We start from the raw sequence: 21,083 nt of genomic DNA, 5'->3' as shown, positions 1-21,083 counted from the left end.
AAGCCCAGTCGTCCAGAAATTTACGCTAAGTACATTTTTTGAATGATGGTGGCGGGTTATTTTTAAGACATGCGGCTGGATATACCCTGAAAATGCGAACGGTTACAATCTTCCTGGCTGATGATAGCGCACTGCCCGTCGGTGGATATGAGGTATTTCTATTCAGTCAGGCCATGGCACAGGTTCGCCAATATAAGTGTGTGTGCAACAGCGACACGCTATCTTAACCTCCTTCCCCGTAATCGAAGGATTTACCTGTTGCAGAATTCCATTCTCATCAACAAACAAACCCGGATAAAAGCTGCTTTCGTCAATGCAAACTAAATCCCTTTGCTGATGCTCATACAGCGCGACCAGCCAAAAAACAGGCTCGGTAGAATCAAGACGCCCACATACTTCGCTGAATATGTCATCCCACGGTTTACCGATCTGTTTGATCAGAAAGTGAAACAAGGGTGTGTAGTCCCGACCTCGTTTTTGCCCACTATGCATTGTCTCGCGCTTTACCAGTAGCTCATCTCCGCCTTTTTTGCGATTACGTTCCCAGCGATATTCAGCACCTGGGTTATTAGAATGGTGCCGTGTAGTCGTGTTAACACTACGATAGAGTTTTCGGGGCTTATTCTGTTGGTGAATACGCATGGCTCGATCTCGTGCATCCTTTCTTTTGAAATTCAGTAACTCCTGCCGGAGCTAGATTCAATAGCTTATGTCAGTATAAAAAATGGTCATGTTTGAAGGTGGTTTCATTTTGCTGAAATACCTTCCCACTGACAACTACCAAAAAGTCCACTCTTGTCACAAAGCAGACCTATTAGCAGGGTCAGCGCCACTCAACTTCTCAAGCTACCAGGGGAGATCGCGTGTCCTCCAGCAGCCTTACCACCACGTTCAAAAAAACCAGAAACAGATGCGGTGTTGAATGGGAGGAAGGAACAGCACCAACCTTCCACGAGCAGCGTTCTTTATCGGAGAGAATGTATAGAGAACAAGGGATAAATACCAAAAAATTACTTGGTCACCGTTCTTCAAAGATGACCGACAAATATAACGACGATCGAGGCAAAGACTGGGTAGTTATCGACTCTAAAACGGGGTAAATGAGGTGGAGTTTTGGGGAAGAATTTTGGGGAAAGTTTTGGGGAAGATTTTAAGGAAGCAATAAAAAACGGGAACCATCAGGCTCCCGTTGTCACATCACCAGCGGCGCTGATTACATGTGTTTAATGATAGCGTCGCCAAACTCTGAACATTTCAGCAGTTTAGCGCCTTCCATCAGACGCTCGAAGTCATAAGTTACGGTCTTAGCTTCGATAGCGCCTTCCATACCCTTAACGATCAGGTCAGCTGCTTCGAACCATTCCATATGACGCAGCATCATTTCTGCGGACAGAATGATGGAGCCTGGGTTTACTTTGTCCTGGCCTGCGTACTTAGGCGCAGTCCCGTGAGTCGCTTCGAACAGCGCGCAGTCGTCGCCGATGTTTGCGCCCGGGGCGATACCAATGCCGCCAACCTGTGCCGCCAGGGCATCAGAAATGTAGTCCCCGTTCAGGTTCATACAGGCGATCACGTCGTATTCCGCAGGGCGCAGCAGGATCTGCTGCAGGAACGCATCGGCGATTACGTCTTTTACAACGATCTCTTTGCCGGTGTTCGGGTTCTTGATTTTCACCCACGGGCCGCCGTCGATAAGCTCGCCGCCGAACTCTTCGCGAGCCAGCTGGTAGCCCCAGTCTTTGAACGCGCCTTCGGTGAACTTCATGATGTTGCCTTTGTGCACCAGAGTCACGGAATCACGGTCGTTGGTGATAGCGTATTCGATGGCCGCACGCACCAGGCGTTTGGTGCCTTCTTCGGAGCAAGGCTTGATGCCGATGCCGCAGTGCTCAGGGAAGCGAATTTTCTTCACGCCCATTTCGTCACGCAGGAACTTGATAACCTTGTCAGCTTCGGCGCTGTCCGCTTTCCACTCGATACCCGCATAGATATCTTCGGAGTTCTCACGGAAGATAACCATGTCGGTCAGCTCAGGCTGTTTCACCGGGCTTGGGGTACCCTGGTAGTAACGTACCGGGCGCAGACAAACGTACAGGTCCAGCTGCTGACGCAGGGCAACGTTCAGGGAGCGAATACCGCCGCCAACTGGGGTGGTCAGTGGGCCTTTGATGGCCACGCGATAGTCACGAATCAGGTCCAGAGTTTCTTCTGGCAGCCAGACGTCCTGGCCATAAACTTGGGTAGATTTTTCGCCGGTGTAGATTTCCATCCAGGAAATTTTCCGCTCGCCGTTGTAGGCTTTTGCCACGGCAGCATCCACCACTTTAATCATGGCAGGGGTCACGTCCACACCGATACCGTCCCCTTCAATGAACGGGATCACCGGGTTGTGAGGAACGTTGATTTTGCCATTTTGCAGGGTGATCTTTTTACCTTCCGCCGGAACGACTACTTTGCTTTCCATTCACCTCTCCTTCGAGCGCTTCTGGTTTTTTGTTAATGATTTGTAATTTGCGGGCTCATACTACTGCAATATCGGGCTCGCGCCAATCACTCATGTTTTCCGTTATAATGCGTCAATCCACCCGCGCTGAAAACACTATGAACAAAACTTCTTTTAGGAATCACCAAGTTAAACGATTCAGCAACCCACAAGCCGCCAGGCGCAAGAAGCCTGACGGGCCAAAGAAGCTGGTTATCTTCAATAAGCCCTACGATGTGCTGCCGCAGTTCACCGACGAAGCGGGGCGCAGTACGCTAAAGGATTACATTCCTTTACAAGGTATCTATGCCGCAGGCCGTCTTGACCGGGACAGTGAAGGGCTACTGGTGCTTACCAACGACGGGGCGCTGCAGGCAAAACTGACCCAGCCAGGCAAGCGCACCGGCAAAATCTATTATGTGCAAGTGGAAGGCGAGCCGACGGAGGAAGCGCTGAGCGCCCTGCGCAACGGCGTCGAGCTTAACGACGGCCCCACGCTTGCGGCAGGTGCCGAACGGGTTGCCGAGCCAGAGTGGCTCTGGCCGCGTAATCCGCCGATTCGCGAACGTAAGGCTATCCCCACCAGTTGGCTGAAAATCACGCTTTATGAAGGCCGCAACCGCCAGGTTCGCCGCATGACGGCACACGTGGGCTACCCTACCCTGCGCCTGATCCGCTATGCCATGGGCGACTACACGCTGGATGGTCTGGCCAACGGCGAGTGGCGCGAAATCTCCCCGGAGCAACTGAAATGAAAAAGATACTGCTGCTGAGCTTACTGATCGGCTCCACGACCGCTGGCGCGGCGAGCTTTGACTGCGCCAAAGCCAGTTCGCCAGATGAAAAAGCGATTTGTGCCAACCGGGCGCTGAATGATAAAGACGTCGAAATGGCCACCAAATACCAGTTTTTAAAGGGGCTGTTTGCCATGGGCGGCCAGGGCGCTATGCAGGATCAGCAACAGGCGTGGCTTAAAGAGCGTAAAACCTGTGGCGCAAACGTCGCCTGCCTGACCACACAGTACAATAAGCGCCTTAGCGCGCTGGATGCCATTTACGCCAAAATCGACAAACCGCTTTAACCCAGGAGAAGCGATGTTTAAACCGCACGTCACCGTGGCCTGCGTTGTTCAGGCCGAAGGTCAGTTTTTAGTCGTCGAAGAAACCATTCAGGGCAAAGCGCTGTGGAACCAGCCCGCCGGGCACCTCGAAGCCGACGAAACGCTGCTTCAAGCCGCGAAGCGCGAGCTGTGGGAAGAGACGGGTATTGCCGCCGAGCCGCAAAGCTTTATCCGCATGCACCAGTGGATAGCCCCGGACAACACGCCTTTCCTGCGTTTCCTGTTTGCTATCGACCTGGACAAACAGCTGCCGACCACCCCGCACGACAGTGATATTGACCGCTGCCTGTGGCTTGATGCCGACACCATTATCAATGCAGCCAATCTACGCTCGCCGCTGGTGGCAGAAAGCATTCGCTGTTATCAGCAGGAGCCGCGTTATCCCCTGTCGATGCTGGGGGCTTTTAACTGGCCGTTTACAGAGGGTGTCAAGTAGCAGGCTGCGTGTTAGAATACGCCGCTTTGAAGTTCAATGTCGTGAGTCTCTCCATGTCTGATAACAGCCAGAAAAAAGTGATCGTCGGGATGTCCGGCGGCGTCGATTCCTCCGTTTCCGCTTACCTGCTGATGCAGCAGGGCTATAAGGTGGAAGGCCTGTTCATGAAGAACTGGGAAGAAGACGATGGCGAGGAGTACTGCACCGCAGCGGAAGATTTAGCCGATGCGCAGGCCGTTTGCGACAAGCTGGGCATTGAACTGCACACCGTTAACTTTGCCGCAGAGTACTGGGACAACGTGTTCGAACTGTTCCTCGAAGAGTACAAAGCCGGGCGCACGCCAAACCCGGACATCCTCTGCAACAAAGAGATCAAATTTAAAGCCTTCCTGGAATTCGCCGCAGAGGATTTAGGCGCCGACTACATCGCCACCGGTCACTACGTGCGTCGCGCCGATGTGAACGGTAAAAGCCAACTGCTGCGCGGCCTGGACGGCAACAAAGACCAGAGCTACTTCCTTTATACGCTGAGTCACGAGCAAATCGCCCAGAGCCTGTTCCCGGTCGGCGAGCTGGAAAAACCAGAAGTGCGCCGCATTGCCGAAGAGCTGGATCTGATCACCGCCAAGAAAAAAGACTCCACCGGCATCTGTTTTATCGGCGAACGCAAGTTCCGCGACTTCCTGGGCCGCTACCTGCCAGCCCAGCCGGGTAAAATTATTACCGTGGACGGCGAAACCGTAGGCGAACACCAGGGGCTGATGTATCACACCCTCGGCCAGCGTAAAGGCCTCGGTATCGGCGGCACCAAAGAAGGGTCTGAAGATCCGTGGTACGTGGTCGATAAAGACGTCGCCAACAATATTCTTATCGTCGCCCAGGGCCATGACCATCCGCGCCTGATGTCGGTCGGGCTGATTGCCCAGCAGCTTCACTGGGTGGATCGCGAGCCGCTAACCGCGCCGCTGAACTGCACGGTGAAAACCCGCTATCGCCAGACGGATATCCCCTGCACGATTACGCCGCTGGACGACGAGCGCATAGAAGTGCGCTTTGAAGAGCCGGTGGCAGCCGTGACCCCAGGCCAGTCCGCGGTGTTCTACCTCGGCGAAGTGTGCCTCGGCGGCGGCATTATTGAGCAGCGTTTGCCGCTCGTCAGTTAATTACACACAAGGACGCAGCCTGGTGGCTAAAAACTACTACGACATTACTCTCGCGCTGGCGGGCATTTGCCAGTCAGCCCGTCTGGTTCAGCAGTTGGCACATCAGGGTCATTGCGACAGCGACGCCCTTCACGTCTCGCTCAACAGCGTGATTGACCAGAACCCGGGCTCAACCCTGGATGTTTTTGGCGGCAGCGAAGCGAACCTTAAGCTCGGGCTTGAAACCCTGCTTGGCGTGCTGAACGCCAGCAGCCGCCAGGGCCTGAATGCCGAGCTGACGCGCTATACGCTCAGCCTGATGGTGCTGGAGCGCAAACTCCACGCGGCCAAAGGCGCGATGGACACGCTCGGCAATAAAATTAACGGCCTGCAGCGCCAGCTGGAACACTTCGATCTCGAGTCCGACACGCTGTTAAGCGCCATGGCCGGGATCTACGTGGATGTCATCAGCCCGCTTGGCCCGCGTATTCAGGTCACCGGTTCCCCTGCCGTGCTGCAAAGCCCGCAGGTGCAAAGTAAAGTGCGCGCCGCGCTGCTGGCCGGGATCCGTGCCGCCGTGCTGTGGCATCAGGTTGGCGGTGGCCGCCTGCAGTTAATGTTTTCTCGTCGTCGCCTGACCGATCAGGCCAAACAAATTCTTGCTCATTGTTAACCTCTCAGGAGTTGTTATGGAATTATCCTCACTGACCGCCGTTTCCCCCGTTGACGGGCGCTACGGCGACAAAGTCAGCGCTCTGCGCGCTATTTTCAGCGAATTCGGTCTGCTGAAATTCCGCGTACAGGTCGAAGTACGTTGGCTGCAAAAGCTGGCCGCGCACGCAGCGATCAAGGAAGTTCCTGCTTTTGATGCGGACGCAAACGGTTACCTTGATAAAATCGTCGCGGAGTTCAGCGAGGCTGACGCCGCCCGCATCAAAACCATCGAGCGCACCACCAACCACGACGTGAAAGCGGTGGAATACTTCCTGAAAGAAAAAGTGGAAGCGATCCCTGCTCTGCACGCGGTGTCCGAGTTTATTCACTTCGCCTGTACTTCCGAAGACATCAACAACCTGTCCCACGCGCTGATGCTCGACACCGCGCGTAAAGACGTGGTGCTGCCGTACTGGCGTAAAATCATCGACGCTGTAAAAGATCTGGCCGTTCAGTACCGCGACATCCCGCTGCTGTCCCGTACCCACGGCCAGCCGGCTACTCCGTCCACCATGGGGAAAGAGATGGCGAACGTCGCTTACCGCATGGAGCGCCAGTTCCGCCAGCTCGGCAACGTTGAGATCCTCGGTAAAATCAACGGCGCGGTCGGCAACTATAACGCCCACATCGCCGCTTACCCGGAAGTAGACTGGCACCAGTTCAGCGAAGAGTTCGTGACTTCCCTGGGCATCCAGTGGAACCCGTACACCACCCAGATCGAGCCACACGACTACATTGCCGAGCTGTTTGACTGCATCGCGCGCTTCAACACTATTCTGATCGACTTCGACCGCGACGTGTGGGGCTACGTGGCCCTGAACCACTTCAAGCAGAAGACCGTTGCCGGTGAAATTGGCTCCTCCACCATGCCGCACAAGGTGAACCCGATTGACTTCGAAAACTCCGAAGGTAACCTCGGCCTGTCCAACGCCGTGCTGCAGCATCTGGCCAGTAAGCTGCCTGTCTCCCGCTGGCAGCGCGACCTGACCGACTCCACCGTGCTGCGTAACCTGGGCGTGGGTATCGGCTACGCGCTGATCGCCTATCAGTCCACCCTGAAAGGCGTGAGCAAGCTGGAAGTGAACCGCGACCGTCTGCTGGACGAGCTGGATCACAACTGGGAAGTGCTGGCGGAGCCAATTCAGACCGTGATGCGCCGCTACGGCATCGAAAAGCCTTACGAGAAGCTGAAAGAGCTTACCCGCGGCAAGCGCGTTGACGCCGAAGGCATGAAGCAGTTCATCGACAGCCTCGAGCTGCCGGAAGAAGAGAAAACCCGCCTGAAGGCCATGACGCCGGCCAACTATATTGGCCGCGCCATTACCATGGTTGACGAGCTGAAGTAATAAAGAATGGCCCTCTTCGGAGGGCTTGAGGTTGCTGGCCAGAAGGAAAAAAACGTGGTTTTTCCCTCCTGGTGGTTATCAGCCGAAAATCAATAAATTGATTTTCCTGTTTTCTTTAATAAGCCGTCTGGTAATTCTTCTCTCGCCAGAAGCTTTTCAGCAGTCTAAGGCCCTCTTCTGAGGGCTTTTTTTTGCCTGCTGTTTGCCCCCTCACCCGGCCCTTTCCCAAAGGGGATAGGGGAAAACAAGTGACCAAGCACATTTATTATCTCCTCTCCCCAAAGGGGCAACGTACAAACAAGTGACAAAGCGCATTTTTTATTCCCTCTCCCTCAGGGAGAGGGTTAGGGTGAGGGCCTCCAGCTTTATTAAATTATTGACTCAGCTTTAATCTCCATAAGGGCATTGTTTATACGAGGTTTATTTCCTGTCATTAATAATTAGCGCTAAACTAGCAATACTATGAATGGATTGAGGAAATACAATGCGCGTACTGGTCGTGGAAGATAATGCCCTGCTGCGTCATCACCTGAAGGTACAGCTGCGTGAAGCAGGCCACCAGGTGGATGCGGCCGAGGATGCCAAAGAGGCAGACTATTTCCTGAATGAACATACTCCGGATATCGCTATTGTTGACTTAGGCCTGCCGGATGAAGACGGCATGAGCCTGATCCGTCGCTGGCGCAGCCACGACGTAACCATTCCCATTCTGGTATTAACCGCCCGTGAAGGCTGGCAGGACAAAGTTGAAGTCCTGGGCGCCGGGGCCGACGATTACGTCACCAAGCCTTTCCATCTGGAAGAGGTTGTCGCGCGTATGCAGGCGCTGATGCGCCGTAACAGCGGCCTGGCCTCGCAGGTCATTTCCCTGCCGCCGTTCCAGGTCGATTTGTCCCGCCGCGAGCTGTCGATTAACGACAACCTGATCAAGCTCACCGCGTTTGAATACACCATCATGGAAACCATCATCCGCAACGCCGGGAAGGTGGTCAGCAAAGATTCGCTGATGCTGCAGCTCTACCCGGACGCCGAGCTGCGCGAGAGCCACACGATTGACGTGCTGATGGGCCGTTTACGTAAGAAAATTCAGGCTGAATACCCGCAGGAGGTGATCACCACCGTGCGTGGGCAAGGCTACAGATTCGATCTCCACTAAATGCTGAACATCTTCCGCCATATACTGCCGCTTTCGCTGCGGGTTCGTTTCTTACTGGCTACCGCCGTGGTTGTCATGGTGCTTTCCCTGGCTTACGGCCTGGTGGCGCTGGTTGGCTACACCGTTAGCTTCGATAAAACCACTTTCCGCCTGCTGCGCGGTGAAAGTAACCTGTTCTATACGCTCTCCAGCTGGAAGGACGGCAAACTGCAGGTAGATTTGCCCGACAACATCAGCATACAAAGCCCGACCATGGCGCTGATTTACGACGAGCACGGTAAACTGTTGTGGATGCAGCGCAACGTCCCGGACGTGGTACAGCATATCCAAAAAGAGTGGCTGACCGGCAACGGTTTCCACGAGCTGGAGGCAGACTACGCGACCAGTAGCGCCCTGCTGGACAACGACAAAGACCGCCTCGCCCAGCTGAAAGACATGCACGATGACGACAGCGACGACGGCAATGAGATGACGCACTCGGTCGCGGTCAACCTTTACCCGGCGACAGAGCGCATGCCGGCTCTGACCGTGGTGGTTGTGGACACCATTCCTATCGAGCTGAAGCGTTCCTACATGGTGTGGAGCTGGTTTTTTTACGTCCTGCTGGCCAACCTGCTGCTGGTCGTCCCGCTGCTGTGGCTTGCCGCCTGGTGGAGCCTGCGTCCGATTCAGGAACTGGCGCAGGAAGTACGCGAGCTGGAAAAACACGATCGCGACAGCCTCAACCCGGAAACAACCCGCGAACTGACAAGTCTGGTACGGAACCTGAACCAACTGTTGCGCACCGAGCGCGACAGGCACGACAAGTATCGCACCACGCTGACGGACTTAACCCACAGCCTGAAAACCCCGCTAGCCGTGCTGCAATCGACCCTCCGTTCGCTGCGCACCGACAAGATGAACGTCGAGCAGGCCGAGCCGGTGATGCTGGAGCAAATCAGCCGCATTTCCCAGCAGATTGGTTACTACCTGCATCGCGCCAGTATGCGCGGTAACAGCACATTGCTCAGCCGGGAGCTGCATTCCGTTGCGCCGCTGCTGGACAATCTGTGCTCGGCGCTGAACAAGGTTTACCAGCGCAAAGGGGTGAACATCACGCTGGACGTTTCGCCGGAAATCACCTTTATCGGCGAGCAAAATGACTTCATGGAAGTGATGGGCAACCTGCTGGATAACGCCTGTAAATACTGCCTTGAGTTTGTGGAAGTGACCGCCCGCCAGACCGACGACGCGCTGCATCTGATTGTGGAAGACGACGGCCCCGGCATTCCGGAAACCAAACGTGCAATGGTCTTCGATCGCGGCCAGCGGGCCGATACGCTGCGCCCGGGCCAGGGCGTCGGGCTGTCGGTTGCCCGCGAGATTGTTGAGCAGTACAACGGCGAGATTCAGGCCGGGTCCAGCATTCTGGGCGGCGCGCGCATGGAGGTGATTTTTGGCCGCCAGCAGCCGGAACAGAATGAAGGGTAGAATAGTCCCGTAACCTGGCTTGCTCTTATTTATACCCTAAATAATTGAGTTGCTGGCAGGCGGCAACGCAGGGAATCCCCTGAGGCTGACTTCGGTAAGTGACCGGGGTGAACGAGGAAAGCCCAACGCACATGTAACTTGAAGTATGAAGGGTATATAATTCGTGTCAGGCTCCTCCATTCGCAGGCAGACAATAATATGGATTATCACCTGGATTTAAACTGGCCCGACTTTATTGCACGCTACTGGCAAAAACGCCCTGTGGTGCTGAAACGCGGCTTCAAAAACTTCATCGACCCTATTTCACCGGATGAGCTGGCCGGCCTGGCCATGGAAAACGAGGTGGACAGCCGCCTCGTCAGCCACAAGGGCGGTAAATGGCAGGTCAGCCACGGCCCGTTCCAGAGCTACGATCACCTCGGGGAAAACAACTGGTCGCTGCTGGTGCAGGCCGTGAACAACTGGCATGAACCTTCCAGCGCCCTGATGCGCCCCTTCCGCGCCCTGCCCGACTGGCGCATTGACGACCTGATGATCTCCTTCTCTGTGCCCGGCGGCGGCGTAGGCCCGCACCTGGACCAGTACGACGTGTTTATTATTCAGGGCGTGGGCCGCCGCCGCTGGCGCGTGGGTGAAAAAGTTGCCATGAAGCAGCATTGCCCGCACCCGGACCTGCTCCAGGTTGAGCCGTTCGACGCCATCATCGACGAAGAGATGGAGCCGGGCGACATTCTGTACATTCCGCCGGGCTTCCCGCACGAAGGCTACTCGCTGGAAAACGCGCTGAACTATTCCGTGGGCTTCCGCGCCCCAAGTGGCCGCGAGCTTATCAGCGGTTTTGCCGACTACGTGCTGCAGCGCGAGCTGGGCGGGTTACGTTATACCGACCCGGACGTGCCTGAGCGCCAGCACCCGGCAGATATACTGCCGCAGGAAATAGACCAGCTGCGCGAGATGATGCTGGACATCGTTAATCAGCCGGAGACCTTCCACAGCTGGTTTGGCGAGTTTATTACCCAGTCCCGCCATGAGCTGGACGTTGCGCCGCCGGAGCCGCCTTATCAGCCGGATGAGATCTACGACGCGCTGCAACAGGGTGACAAGCTGGTGCGCCTGGGTGGCCTGCGCGTGCTGCGCGTGGCCGGAGAGGTGTACGTGAACGGCGAGAAGCTCGACAGCCCACACCGCCCGGCGGTGGAAGCGCTGGCCAGCCACATCAAGCTGGACGCCGAGAAGTTTGGCGATGCGCTGGAAGATCCTTCCTTCCTCGCCACGTTAGCCGCCCTGGTGAACAGCGGTTACTGGTTCTTCGAAGACTAAAGCCCTGCCCCGCCTTTGCCGTTTTTATCATGGCAAAGGCGGGATACTCCTGCCAACCGCGTGGCTCTCTCACGCCGCATCCAGCCGCCAGCCCTGTAACAACTGCACATTCACGGCCTGTTGCACCGCCAGCGGCGCAGAATGAAACGCGCTCAGCCCCTGCCCGTCCTGCAAACGTAGCTCCAGCAGATACCGCTCTCCCTGATAAATACAGCTTTCGACGCTGGCAACCGGCCCGCTGCCCGCGATCTGCACATGCTCCGGGCGAACCAGCACCGGCACGGTTTTATCGCGCCCCGACCGATCCAGGCCGCCATGCAATGCTGCGAGATCCAGACTTTGCAAACCCGGCGATACGGCGAGGGACAGCACGCTGCCCTGGCCGATAAACCCGGCCACCCAGCGATTTTGCGGCTGCTGATAAAGCTGCTGTGGCGTGCCCCACTGCATCAGTTCGCCCTGGTGCATCACGGCGATATGGCTGGCGAGCGCCATCGCCTCCGCCTGGTCGTGCGTGACGTAGACAAACGTCGCCCCCGTGCGGCGGTGAAATTCGCGGAAAGTCTGCTCCATGGTGGCGCGAAGATGGCGGTCGAGATTCGCCAGTGGTTCATCAAGCAGGACAACTCGCGGCTCCGAAACCAGGCAGCGCGCCAGCGCCACCCGCTGCCGCTGCCCGCCGCTAAGCTCCTGGGGCGAGCGCCCGACATAGGCCCCAAGCTCCACGATCTCCAGCGCCTCCATCACCCGCTTCTGACGCGCCGCGCCATTAATCTTACGCAGCTTCAGCGGGTAGCCAACGTTTTCGCCCACGGTCATGTGCGGCCACAGGGCGTAGGACTGGAACACCATCCCCATGTCACGCTGTTCCGGCGGAACGTGGGTGCCGCTGTCGGCCAGCAGCTTATCACCCAGCAGCAGGCGACCGCCGCTCAGCGACTCCAGCCCGGCGACAATCCGTAGCGTGGTGGTTTTGCCGCAGCCGCTCGGCCCCAGCAGGGCGGTAAACGCCCCTGAAGGGATCGTCAGGTTGAGATCCTTCACCACTGCCTGTTCACCAAAAAACTTACTGAGCTTGTCCAGCCTTAGCTCTGCCATGGAATGACTCCTTTCGGTAAATAACGGCCCAGCGTGCCGAGTAACAGCATCACCACGGCGACCAGCAGCACCACCAGCACGGAAATCGCCGAGGCCATCACCTTGTCGCCGCTTTCGTCGAGGTTGAAAATCACCACGCCGAGGGTTTCTTTCCCGGCGCTCCAGAGCAGCGCGGAGACGGTCAGTTCGTTCACCGCCGTGAGAAACACCAGCAGAGCACCGGCAAAGGCCGCCGGGGCCAGCAGCGGCAGCACGATGTGGCGTAACCGTTGGGAGGCATCCGCTCCCGCCAGGCTCGCGGCCTCCTCCATCGCCGGATCCAACTGCAGCATGCTGGTGTGAACCGGCTTCAGGCAGACGGTAAGAAAGCGGGCAAGGTAGGCGAAGAAAATAATCGTCAGCGTGCCGCTGAGGCTGACGTTCAGCAGCGGCAGCGGGCGCGCAAACAGCAGAATGCAGGCGATGGCCAGCACCACGCCGGGCAGCGTGTAAGGAATGTCGATCAGGCTGTGCAGCCAGCGCAGCGGCCGGCTGGGGCGGCGTACCAGCAGCCAGGCCAGCGGCAGGCTCAGCGCCATCAGCAGCCCAGCGGCACTGATGGAGAGCAGCAGGCTGTTGGTCAGCGCCCGCCAAGTGGCGCTTTGCTCATCAAAAATGCCGGTCCAGGCGGCAAACGTCAGCGTGTCGCCGTTGAGCGGCACGCCCAGGGTTGGCACCAGCGAGGTGGCGATCAGCGCCAGCAGCGGGGCCACCAGCATCCCGCCCAGTACGAGCGCGAGCAGGATCTCCACCGCCAGCCGCCCCTTCCCCGGCGCGATACTTGCCGCCCGCCCGGCCATGCCGATCAGCGGCAAAGCGTAACGCCGCTGCATGATGCCCTGCAGCGTCACAATGGCGACGGCCAGCACGCCCATCAGCACCGAGAGCGAGGCCACCTCGTTCAGCATCGACGGGCCAAAACTGGAGAGCGCCTGGTAGATGTAAACGGGCAACACGAAATATGAGATAGGGATGCCGAGCATCGCCGGGATCCCAAAGTTACCGAGGGCGGAAACAAAGGCCAGCGCCACCCCGGCCCACAACGCGGGTCGGCACAGCGGCAGAATGATGTCGATGAAAACCCGCCAAAGAGAAGCGCCATTCAGCCTCGCCGCCTCTATCTGTTCCTGCGGCAAACTTTGTAACTGCGTGCGCAGGGTGAGGAACACCAGCGGGGCGTGCTGGATGCCGAGCAGGAAGGCGATTCCCTCTGCGGAATAAAGCGGATTGGGGCTGCCAAACCCCGGCGCCAGGCCCAGGCTGTTGAGCAACACGCTGCCGGGGCCGAACAGCTGCAGCCAGCTCAGGGCCGTGACCTGCGGCGGGATCATCATCGGCAGCATAAAGAGAAACGCCCACCCCTGGCGGCCCCGGATGTTCATCAGCCCGAGGCAGAAGGCAAACAGGCTGCCCAGCAGAAGGGAAAGCAGCGCCCCCAGGCCGCTGGTATACAGGCTGTGCCATAGCGCGACCCAGGTGTTCGGGTTGCTGAGAACGCGGCCCAGGCTGCTGTTGCCGCCCAGCCGCCAGTCCAGCAGCGCGGAGACCAGCAGTTGCAGGGTGGGGAGCAGGCTCAGGAGCGCAATGACGACGATAAGCAGACGCAGCAGCCCTTTCATCAGGCTGCCGTCTTCAGGGCGGGACAATGCCGGGCTGAGCATCAATCAGCGGCTACCGAACAGGTCGGCAAATCGCTTTTTGTTCGCTTCGGTGTCCGCCAGCGCCTGGGCAGCATCAAACGGCATGATTTTGATGCTGTTGCGCGGCGGGAAACCCTGCGGCACCGGCAGGCTGGCATCGGCAGGCAGATAGCCCTGTTTCAGCACCTGCTCCTGGCCCGCTTTGGAGAGCACGAAATCGATAAACGCCTTTGCCGCTTCGGGATTTTTAGCGCCCTTCATCATCGCCACCGGCTCGGTGACAATACTCACACCTTCGGTCGGGAAGGCAAATTCAATCGGCGCGCCTTTGGCTTTCTCACGAATAGCCATGTAATCGACCAGCACACCGTAGGCTTTGCTGCCGGAGGCAATGGCGTTCATCACCGCCCCGTTGCCGCTCTGCGGCATTGCCCCGTTGGCTTTCAGTTTTTCGTAGTATTGCCAGCCCAGCGTCGGGGCGCCCATGACTGCGGCCTGATGGATCTGCGCCGCGCCGGAGTAAAGCGGGCTTGGCAGCGTGGTCATGTTCTTCAGCTCGGGTTTGAGTAAATCGAGCCACGAGGTGGGTTTGACCGGGGCTTTGCTGTGGTACGCGATGCCGGTGGTAATCAGCTTGGTGCCGAAGTAATAGCCGTCCTTGTCATACAGCTGGGCATCAAAACGCGCGGCTTCGGGTGACTTGTAAGCCGCCAGCAGGTTTTGCTGTTTCAGGGATTCCATGGTCACGCTGTCGGCAATCAGCAGTACATCCGGCACTGCGCCCCCGGCCGCCATTTCCGCCTGTAAACGGGCGGTCAGCTTGCTGGTGCCGTCGCGGATCCATTTCACTTCGATGTCCGGGTTCGCTTTTTCAAAGGCGCTGACGGTGGTCTGCGCGTCTTCATTGGGCTGGCTGGTGTAAAGCGTTAAGGTAGATTTTGCCAGAGCAGAAGTACTCATTACCGCCAGCAGCATCGTCAACAACACATGTTTTTTCATCATTTTATGTCCCTTTTTTCCGTTGCGACGATTAAACCAGCCGAATCTGACAAGAGTATGACCAGAACCTGGCGAGCAGATATTTCAGACTAGCAGGATAAGTAACCCCTCTGGCCGCCCGATGATAAAAAATGGCAATCCGATCGCCGCCTGACCATACTTGGGAGATATTAATAGGGACATTGAGCGCCATCCCATGAGCAAAACTTTGCATACTTTCCTCCTGACCTGTCTGTTATTTGTCGGCCTGTTTCTGAACGCTGCAAGTCCCCTTGCCGCGCAAACCGAAGGCCAGGAACCCAGCCTGAAAGAGATTGCCGGGCAGTTAAAGCAATATAAGACGCAAATAGACAACATTAAGCAGCAGGTTTCGCAGACCAATACCGACAGCCGGCTGATCAAGCTGTTCGACACCACGCAAAAGCTAGGCGTGGAGGTGGATAACCTGGCCGCCCTGCTGCAGCCGATGCATGAGAAAGTTCAGGCTCAGCTGCAGGTGCTGGGGCCGGCCCCGGAATCAGGGGCGGGAAATGAAACCGCCAGCGTGTCCCGGCAGCGCAAGGCGCTGAACAGTGACAAAAAGCAGATTGATGAGGCCATCAGTACCTCGCAAAGCCTGCAAACCAATATCCGCGCGCTCGGTATCCAGATTAACGATCTCCGCCGCACCTACTTTAAATCCCAACTGGCGTCGAACAGCGGGAGCATGTTGAGCGGCACCTTCTGGCTGCAGGAAGCCGATACCCAGGCCGTGGATATCCAGCGCTTCAATGCCTTCGGCGATCGGCTGCTGGAAACCTGGCAGGCGGCCTGGGAACCCGAGTGGTTCTGGGGCACCTTCTGGCTGCTCGTGGCCGCCGCCGGGATTGCGTTCTCCGGCTGCTACCTGATTGAGCGGCTGCTGGTCTGGATCAACATCACCTGGTTGCCGGATGGCCGCCTGCGCCGCAGCTTCAACACGCTGGCCAGCACGTTAGTAACCATGTTTACTATTATGCTGGCGCTTTCGATTGTGAAAAGTGCCTTTTCTCGGGTGGCAGAGTTCTCTCCCCAGGTTAACGATTTTGTCGATGGCTTCGTCCAGCTGGCCGTGTTCTGCTCATTAATATATGGCGCTGGCCGGGCGTTCCTTTCCCTGAAACGCCCCTCTTGGCGGCTGGTGCAAATCGACGACAGCGTGGCAGAAAGCGTGCGCTACTTCCCGCCGCTGCTGGCAATTCTGGGCCTGGTCATTGGCTGCCTCGACCTGATTAATAATACGATTGGCGCCAGTCTCGGCACCACGATCCGCGCCAACGGGCTAATTTCTGCCGTCATGGCCAGCGTGCTGCTGATAATGATGCTGCGCGTGCAGCACGCCCACCGGCGGCTGGAAAAGAATGGCGAACCCGCCGAGAAGCGCTCCCGGCTCGACGCCTTAGTCTGCCTGCTGGTCATGCTCGCTTCGCTGGTGATTCTGGCTTCGCTGCTGATCGGCTACATCGCCTTCGCCCGCTACCTGACTTACCAGGTCATCTGGTTCGGCATGGTGCTGGTGGCGTTTTTTTATCTGGTGACCTTCGCCACCGACTTTTTCGCCGCCGTGTTTTCACCGCACACCGCCACCGGCCAGGCGATGAAAAAGTCGCTGCGGTTTAAAGACCGGCACCTTGAGCAGCTGGCGGTGGTATTTACCGCCTTCACCAAATGCGCGCTGATACTCATGACCATCATCGCGCTGTTTAACGGCACCTTCGGCACCACCACGCCGAGCCTGTTGATCAGCAAGCTGGTGGCGATTTTAAGCGGCGACGGGCTGAAGCAGCTGCATATCGTGCCCGGTAACTTGCTGAACGCCTTGCTTTGCCTGGTGATTGGCCTGTACATTCTACGCGTGACCCAGCGCTGGCTCAGCCAGGAGCTGCTACCCAAAACCATTACCGATATCGGCATTCGCGCCTCGCTGATTACGCTGTTTACCAACGTTGGCTACGTGCTGCTGATCCTCATCACCCTGGCCGCGCTGGGCATTCAGTGGAACAACCTGGCCTGGATTGTCAGCGCCCTGTCGGTAGGGATTGGCTTTGGCCTGCAGGAGATTGTGAAGAACTTTATCTCCGGCCTGATCCTGCTGACAGAACGCCCGGTCAAGGTCGGCGACATGATCGGCATCGGCGGCATTGAGGGCGACGTGCGGCGGATCAACGTGCGCGCCACGGAGATCCAACTCAGCGACCGCTCGACGATGATCGTCCCCAACTCGCAGCTGATTTCCCAGAACGTGCGTAACGCGACGATGGGCAACGCGCAAGGGGTGGTCACCATCGCCCTGACCTTCCCGACCAACATTGACCCGGAGCTGGTGCGCGATTTGCTGCTCAGCGCCTATCAGGACTATGAGGTGATCCTCCCCACGCCTGCGCCGTATGTGCGCTTCAGCCAGCTGGGGCCGGAAGGCATTATCCTGAGCGTGACCGGCTACGTCGCCAGCCCGCGCATGGTCGGCTCCAGCAAAAGCGAACTGCTGTTTAATATCCTCAAGCTGCTGCGCAAAAATGAGGTGAACCTTTCCAGCCCGCAGGAAGTTGTTTTTATGAAGCAGCGGGCGAAGGCTTTAGACGATGACAATGAGTTTTCGTCTTAGGTTGCGCCGGGTTTCCTTAATACTTGCCAGACTCTCAGGTTCCCTGCCCGCCTTCGCCGTGCTTTGTCACAGAGAAGGCGGGACGCCGTTTATTTAGTGCAGACCCTGCACCAGTTCGCCATTAGTCCACGCCAACCCTTTCTTCGTGCGCACGAAGCGCGGCGCGGTTAAATTCTCTTCCAGCAGGCTGAACAGCTGGCAGAGCAGATCCGTCATCTGCGCCTGTTGCCCCTGCCCAAGCTGCTGGCCCAGCAACACCTGGGTCAAGGCTCCGCAATAGTCACAGAGCATATCGGAATCGGCTTCAGACACGGTACAGGGGGCTGCCTCTTGCCCCTCTTCCACCGTTAACCGCTCAATTAAGTGTGGCGGCAGCGGATGCTCCAGAACCACCCTTAGCACGTTAAACCCCGCCAGCAAACGCCCCACCAGCGCGATGTATTCCGCGTGGCTATGTGTTTCGATTAATTCATCCATCCAGCAGCGGCAAATATGCAGCACATGAAATAAATCGTCCCTGCCGCCCAGCGGTATTTTTAATAACGCCGCCATGTCCTGAGCAATAATGGTTTGATCCTGCGTCATTGTCGTGTGCGTGAATGTGTTACTATCGGCGTTAGCCATGATGTGACTCCTGGTTAGTTACGTTGTGGTTAGCCCCCGTCTGGTGTTGGTGCACCGTTCGGGGGCGAATTCTTTCCTGGGTTACTTTGATTGCTTCCTGAACACTACACTCTGTTTTTATACTGGATAAGTCAACAGTGGTTTTGTGGGAAAATACTGGAGATGGCAAAAAGTCGAGTGGGATCGCGGAAATATGATAACTGGAAACTGGGGTTGCATTGGGGAATGTCTTTTACTTCCGTTGCTCTTTTTGGCTGCTATTTAACTCTCTATATTTATGAGGCATGAAGCCTGCTCTAAAAATTGTCCAATAAATATTATTCCCATCCCAATTCTCTGTACGTCTTTTTATCCTGCTCAGGAAAATCCGTCGTATATTCTCCCCAGCCGCGGAAATGATAGTACTGTGTCATTGCTTCAAAGTGGGAAACTGCCTCGCAGGACCAAATCAATCTGGATCCTGGGTCGAGCAATTCACGAGCGGAGTCGCCTGGCTGACCTGCAAGGCAAAACAAGTCCAGCCCATCTTCATTTGTCCAAAGTTCATGTATCATCAAATATGCTTTCCAAATCTTAAGGTCAACTGTCAATCATAAGAGCGACTCAATAGCTATATTTATACCAGAAAATCGCTAAAATGAGCGTTAACATTAAACTACATGATCGGCCATGGAAAAAGTATGACATTGTTTGAAGAATGTAGGGCTGCACTTAAAGCCGATTTTACGATTGTTGAAGGTGAACAGCTGGATCAGGCTATGGGTGTTTTTCACCAATACCCATGGCAAAACGGAGACATTGCATGGTCAAAAATGGATTTTATTGATTATGAAATCAGAGATACGCTGCTGAGTGACATGGCATTGAAGGACATGCCCGTTTTTGTCATCACGGATGATGCAGACATCCCCGTGTTCAAAACACAGCTAAGTTTGATTATTAGCAATAGCTATGATGTGATGGCGCTGTCTCCTAAACTATTTATTTTTAATGAACAGATAATGATGAAATCATTGTTTCCACATGATGTTATGCGGGTTGGGATTAATCGAGAGTAAAGTGGAAAGTATTATTATCTTTATTTTTTATTTCTTTTTTAATGAATCAAAAATGCTGACGCCTCTTGTGTAGCAGTAAAGGCGATTATGCAATACATCATCTCCGCCCTTGATTACAGACGACTCACCACCGGCCTTATCCCTTCCCCCCTACAATTCAAAATTAACCCAATACCGAACATCACAGATTTATAGAGCAGGTTATACGCCACACCGTCTTCCAGCATTACGTTCAAACAATGATCAGGGTATTTTTGGTGATAAGCTCTTCAAATAGAAATGGATGGCTATTCTTTTGATAAACGCTGCCGCATGTCTAAACTCCAGCCGGGCATCAACCCAGCCAGAAATTATAAGCACCAGAATAAATAGAATATTTTCATGAGGGATAAGTCCCTTAATTTAAGGGGCGTCCCGCCCCTTTCCTTTCACTCATCTATCGCAAAGCGCACATCACCCCTTCTTCGCCGTCAACTCAGCAATCCGCACAATCACCGCCACCGCCTTCTCCATTCCTTCCAGGGTCACGAACTCGTGCTTGCCGTGGTAGTTATAGCCGCCGGTGAACAGGTTCGGGCACGGCAGGCCTTTGAAGGACAGCTGGGCGCCGTCTGTGCCGCCGCGAATAGGTTTCATGACAGGCTCGATGTCGCAGTCGCGCATCGCCTGCTGGGCCACTTCGACAATATAAGGATGCTCGGCCACCTTTTCGCGCATATTGTAATAGCTGTCCTCGATTACCAGCTCGATATAGCAGTCCGGGTGCAGGCCTTTGCCAACCTTTTGGGCGATATCCATCATCTTGCGTTTGCGGGCTTCGAACTGCTCGCGGTCGAAATCGCGGATGATGTAGTGCATCTCGGCCCGGTCGACGGAGCCTTTTATGGTGTTCAGGTGGTAGAAGCCTTCGTAGCCCTCGGTGCATTCCGGGCTTTCGTCCGCCGGGACTTCGGCGTGGATGCGCGCCGCCAGCGACAGGGCGTTAACCATTACGCCTTTGGCGGTGCCGGGGTGCACGTTGTTGCCGACGATTTTGATGGTCACGGAGGCGGCGTTGAAGTTCTCGCTTTCCAGCTCGCCCACTCCGCCACCGTCCACGGTGTAGGCCCACTCGGCGTTAAAGGCGTCGACGTCGAAGAAGTGCGCCCCCTTCCCGACTTCCTCGTCCGGGGTGAAGGCCACGCGAATATCGCCGTGCGGCACGTTTTTGCCTTTCAATACCGCCAGCGCGGTAATGATTTCCGCCACGCCCGCTTTGTCGTCCGCACCCAGCAAGGTTTTGCCGTCGGTGGTGATCAGCGTCTGGCCCATCAGCTGGTGCAGCACCGGGAACATCACCGGGGAAAGGATCTCATCGCCAATGCCGAGGGCGATGTCGCCGCCGCGGTAGTTCTCGACAATCTGCGGGTTCACGTTTTTGCCGGTGAAGTCCGGCGCGGTATCAACGTGGGAGATAAAGCCAATAGCCGGGACAGCATGCCCGACGTTCGACGGGAGCGTGCCCATCACCGTGCCGTGGTCGCTGAGCGTGACGTCCACCAGCCCCAACTGCTCCAGCTGCTCTTTTAACAGGCGCAGGAGCTTCCATTGCCCTTCGGTGCTCGGCACCTGCTTAACGCCGGGCTTGGATTGTGTATCCAGAGAGACATACTGCAAAAAGCGCTCAAGTAATTTATCCATTTAGCCACCCTCGTTTTTAGTGACATCAATTATCAATAAGCCGCATCGGGCAAATATTGCGTCAGGTCACTTTTAGTCGGTTACGGAAAAAAATAGTTTTCACGGAACGTAACAAAGCCAGGGTAAAACGTACCTT

19 protein-coding genes are annotated in these 21,083 nt (G+C 56.2%); 11 read left to right on the top strand and 8 right to left on the bottom strand.

Features of this window, described 5'->3' with window-relative positions; translation table 11 throughout:
* Window positions 1-162: 162 nt before the first annotated feature.
* Both VW41_08510 and VW41_08505 read right to left on the bottom strand, forming a co-directional pair.
* Window positions 163-642 (bottom strand): hypothetical protein, encoded by a 480-nt coding sequence (locus VW41_08510; protein AJZ89072.1) that lies wholly within the window; start codon window positions 640-642, stop codon window positions 163-165.
* 571 nt (window positions 643-1,213) lie between these two features.
* The gene (locus VW41_08505) at window positions 1,214-2,464 is read right to left on the bottom strand and encodes an isocitrate dehydrogenase (protein AJZ89071.1); all 1,251 of its coding nucleotides are present in this window, start codon (window positions 2,462-2,464) and stop codon (window positions 1,214-1,216) included.
* A 107-nt stretch (window positions 2,465-2,571) separates the two neighbouring features.
* On the opposite strand from VW41_08505, the gene VW41_08500 reads away from it, so the two are divergent.
* From VW41_08500 to VW41_08460, 9 genes are all read left to right on the top strand, one after another.
* Window positions 2,572-3,237 (top strand): 23S rRNA pseudouridylate synthase, encoded by a 666-nt coding sequence (locus tag VW41_08500; GenBank protein ID AJZ91905.1) that lies wholly within the window; start codon window positions 2,572-2,574, stop codon window positions 3,235-3,237.
* Window positions 3,234-3,563, top strand: coding sequence for a periplasmic protein (locus VW41_08495; protein ID AJZ89070.1), 330 nt, complete (start codon window positions 3,234-3,236; stop codon window positions 3,561-3,563). Before VW41_08500 ends, VW41_08495 begins: the two co-directional genes overlap by 4 nt.
* A 13-nt stretch (window positions 3,564-3,576) precedes the next feature.
* The gene (locus VW41_08490; GenBank protein AJZ89069.1) at window positions 3,577-4,038 is read left to right on the top strand and encodes a phosphatase; all 462 of its coding nucleotides are present in this window, start codon (window positions 3,577-3,579) and stop codon (window positions 4,036-4,038) included.
* 53 nt (window positions 4,039-4,091) lie between these two features.
* Window positions 4,092-5,201, top strand: coding sequence for a tRNA 2-thiouridylase (mnmA, locus tag VW41_08485; GenBank protein AJZ89068.1), 1,110 nt, complete (start codon window positions 4,092-4,094; stop codon window positions 5,199-5,201).
* Between the two features lie 22 nt (window positions 5,202-5,223).
* Window positions 5,224-5,853, top strand: coding sequence for a lysogenization regulator (locus VW41_08480; GenBank protein ID AJZ89067.1), 630 nt, complete (start codon window positions 5,224-5,226; stop codon window positions 5,851-5,853).
* Window positions 5,854-5,869: 16 nt separating this feature from the next.
* On the top strand, window positions 5,870-7,240 hold the full coding sequence (locus VW41_08475; GenBank protein AJZ89066.1) for an adenylosuccinate lyase: 1,371 nt from the start codon (window positions 5,870-5,872) through the stop codon (window positions 7,238-7,240).
* A gap of 484 nt (window positions 7,241-7,724) precedes the next feature.
* Window positions 7,725-8,396 (top strand): transcriptional regulator, encoded by a 672-nt coding sequence (locus tag VW41_08470; protein AJZ89065.1) that lies wholly within the window; start codon window positions 7,725-7,727, stop codon window positions 8,394-8,396.
* A complete protein-coding gene (locus tag VW41_08465; GenBank protein ID AJZ89064.1) occupies window positions 8,397-9,866 on the top strand; it encodes a sensor protein PhoQ in 1,470 nt (489 codons plus the stop codon). It begins immediately after the preceding gene.
* Window positions 9,867-10,064: 198 nt separating this feature from the next.
* The gene (locus tag VW41_08460) at window positions 10,065-11,186 is read left to right on the top strand and encodes a 50S ribosomal protein L16 arginine hydroxylase (GenBank protein AJZ89063.1); all 1,122 of its coding nucleotides are present in this window, start codon (window positions 10,065-10,067) and stop codon (window positions 11,184-11,186) included.
* Window positions 11,187-11,255: 69 nt separating this feature from the next.
* Here the strand turns inward: VW41_08460 and VW41_08455 are convergent, their stop codons facing one another.
* From VW41_08455 to VW41_08445, 3 genes are read right to left on the bottom strand one after another with little or no spacing between them, the layout of a single operon-like run.
* A complete protein-coding gene (locus tag VW41_08455; GenBank protein ID AJZ89062.1) occupies window positions 11,256-12,284 on the bottom strand; it encodes an ABC transporter ATP-binding protein in 1,029 nt (342 codons plus the stop codon).
* Window positions 12,272-13,984: an ABC transporter permease gene (locus VW41_08450; protein ID AJZ89061.1), complete on the bottom strand. Its 1,713-nt coding sequence runs from the start codon at window positions 13,982-13,984 to the stop codon at window positions 12,272-12,274. Before VW41_08450 ends, VW41_08455 begins: the two co-directional genes overlap by 13 nt.
* Before the next feature lie 3 nt (window positions 13,985-13,987).
* Window positions 13,988-14,965: an ABC transporter substrate-binding protein gene (locus VW41_08445; GenBank protein ID AJZ89060.1), complete on the bottom strand. Its 978-nt coding sequence runs from the start codon at window positions 14,963-14,965 to the stop codon at window positions 13,988-13,990.
* Between the two features lie 193 nt (window positions 14,966-15,158).
* Here VW41_08445 and VW41_08440 point away from each other — a divergent pair, with 193 nt between their 5' ends.
* Window positions 15,159-17,585: a mechanosensitive ion channel protein gene (locus VW41_08440; protein AJZ89059.1), complete on the top strand. Its 2,427-nt coding sequence runs from the start codon at window positions 15,159-15,161 to the stop codon at window positions 17,583-17,585.
* Between the two features lie 93 nt (window positions 17,586-17,678).
* Here VW41_08440 and VW41_08435 read toward each other — a convergent pair whose 3' ends face one another.
* Together VW41_08435 and VW41_08430 are read right to left on the bottom strand one after the other, a co-directional pair.
* Entirely contained in the window at window positions 17,679-18,209 is a 531-nt protein-coding gene (locus VW41_08435; GenBank protein AJZ89058.1) for a hypothetical protein, read from the bottom strand.
* Between the two features lie 317 nt (window positions 18,210-18,526).
* Complete coding sequence (locus VW41_08430) at window positions 18,527-18,763, bottom strand: hypothetical protein (protein AJZ89057.1); 237 nt, start codon at window positions 18,761-18,763, stop codon at window positions 18,527-18,529.
* A gap of 126 nt (window positions 18,764-18,889) precedes the next feature.
* Here VW41_08430 and VW41_08425 point away from each other — a divergent pair, with 126 nt between their 5' ends.
* On the top strand, window positions 18,890-19,267 hold the full coding sequence (locus tag VW41_08425) for a hypothetical protein (protein ID AJZ89056.1): 378 nt from the start codon (window positions 18,890-18,892) through the stop codon (window positions 19,265-19,267).
* Between the two features lie 453 nt (window positions 19,268-19,720).
* Here the strand turns inward: VW41_08425 and VW41_08420 are convergent, their stop codons facing one another.
* Window positions 19,721-20,947: a peptidase T gene (locus VW41_08420; protein AJZ89055.1), complete on the bottom strand. Its 1,227-nt coding sequence runs from the start codon at window positions 20,945-20,947 to the stop codon at window positions 19,721-19,723.
* Window positions 20,948-21,083 lie beyond the last annotated feature (136 nt).

The organism is Klebsiella michiganensis, assembly GCA_000963575.1.
Lineage (GTDB): Bacteria > Pseudomonadota > Gammaproteobacteria > Enterobacterales > Enterobacteriaceae > Cedecea > Cedecea michiganensis_A.
The sequence above is the reverse complement of the archived record's forward strand: the minus strand, read 5'-3'. Positions and strand labels throughout refer to the sequence as shown.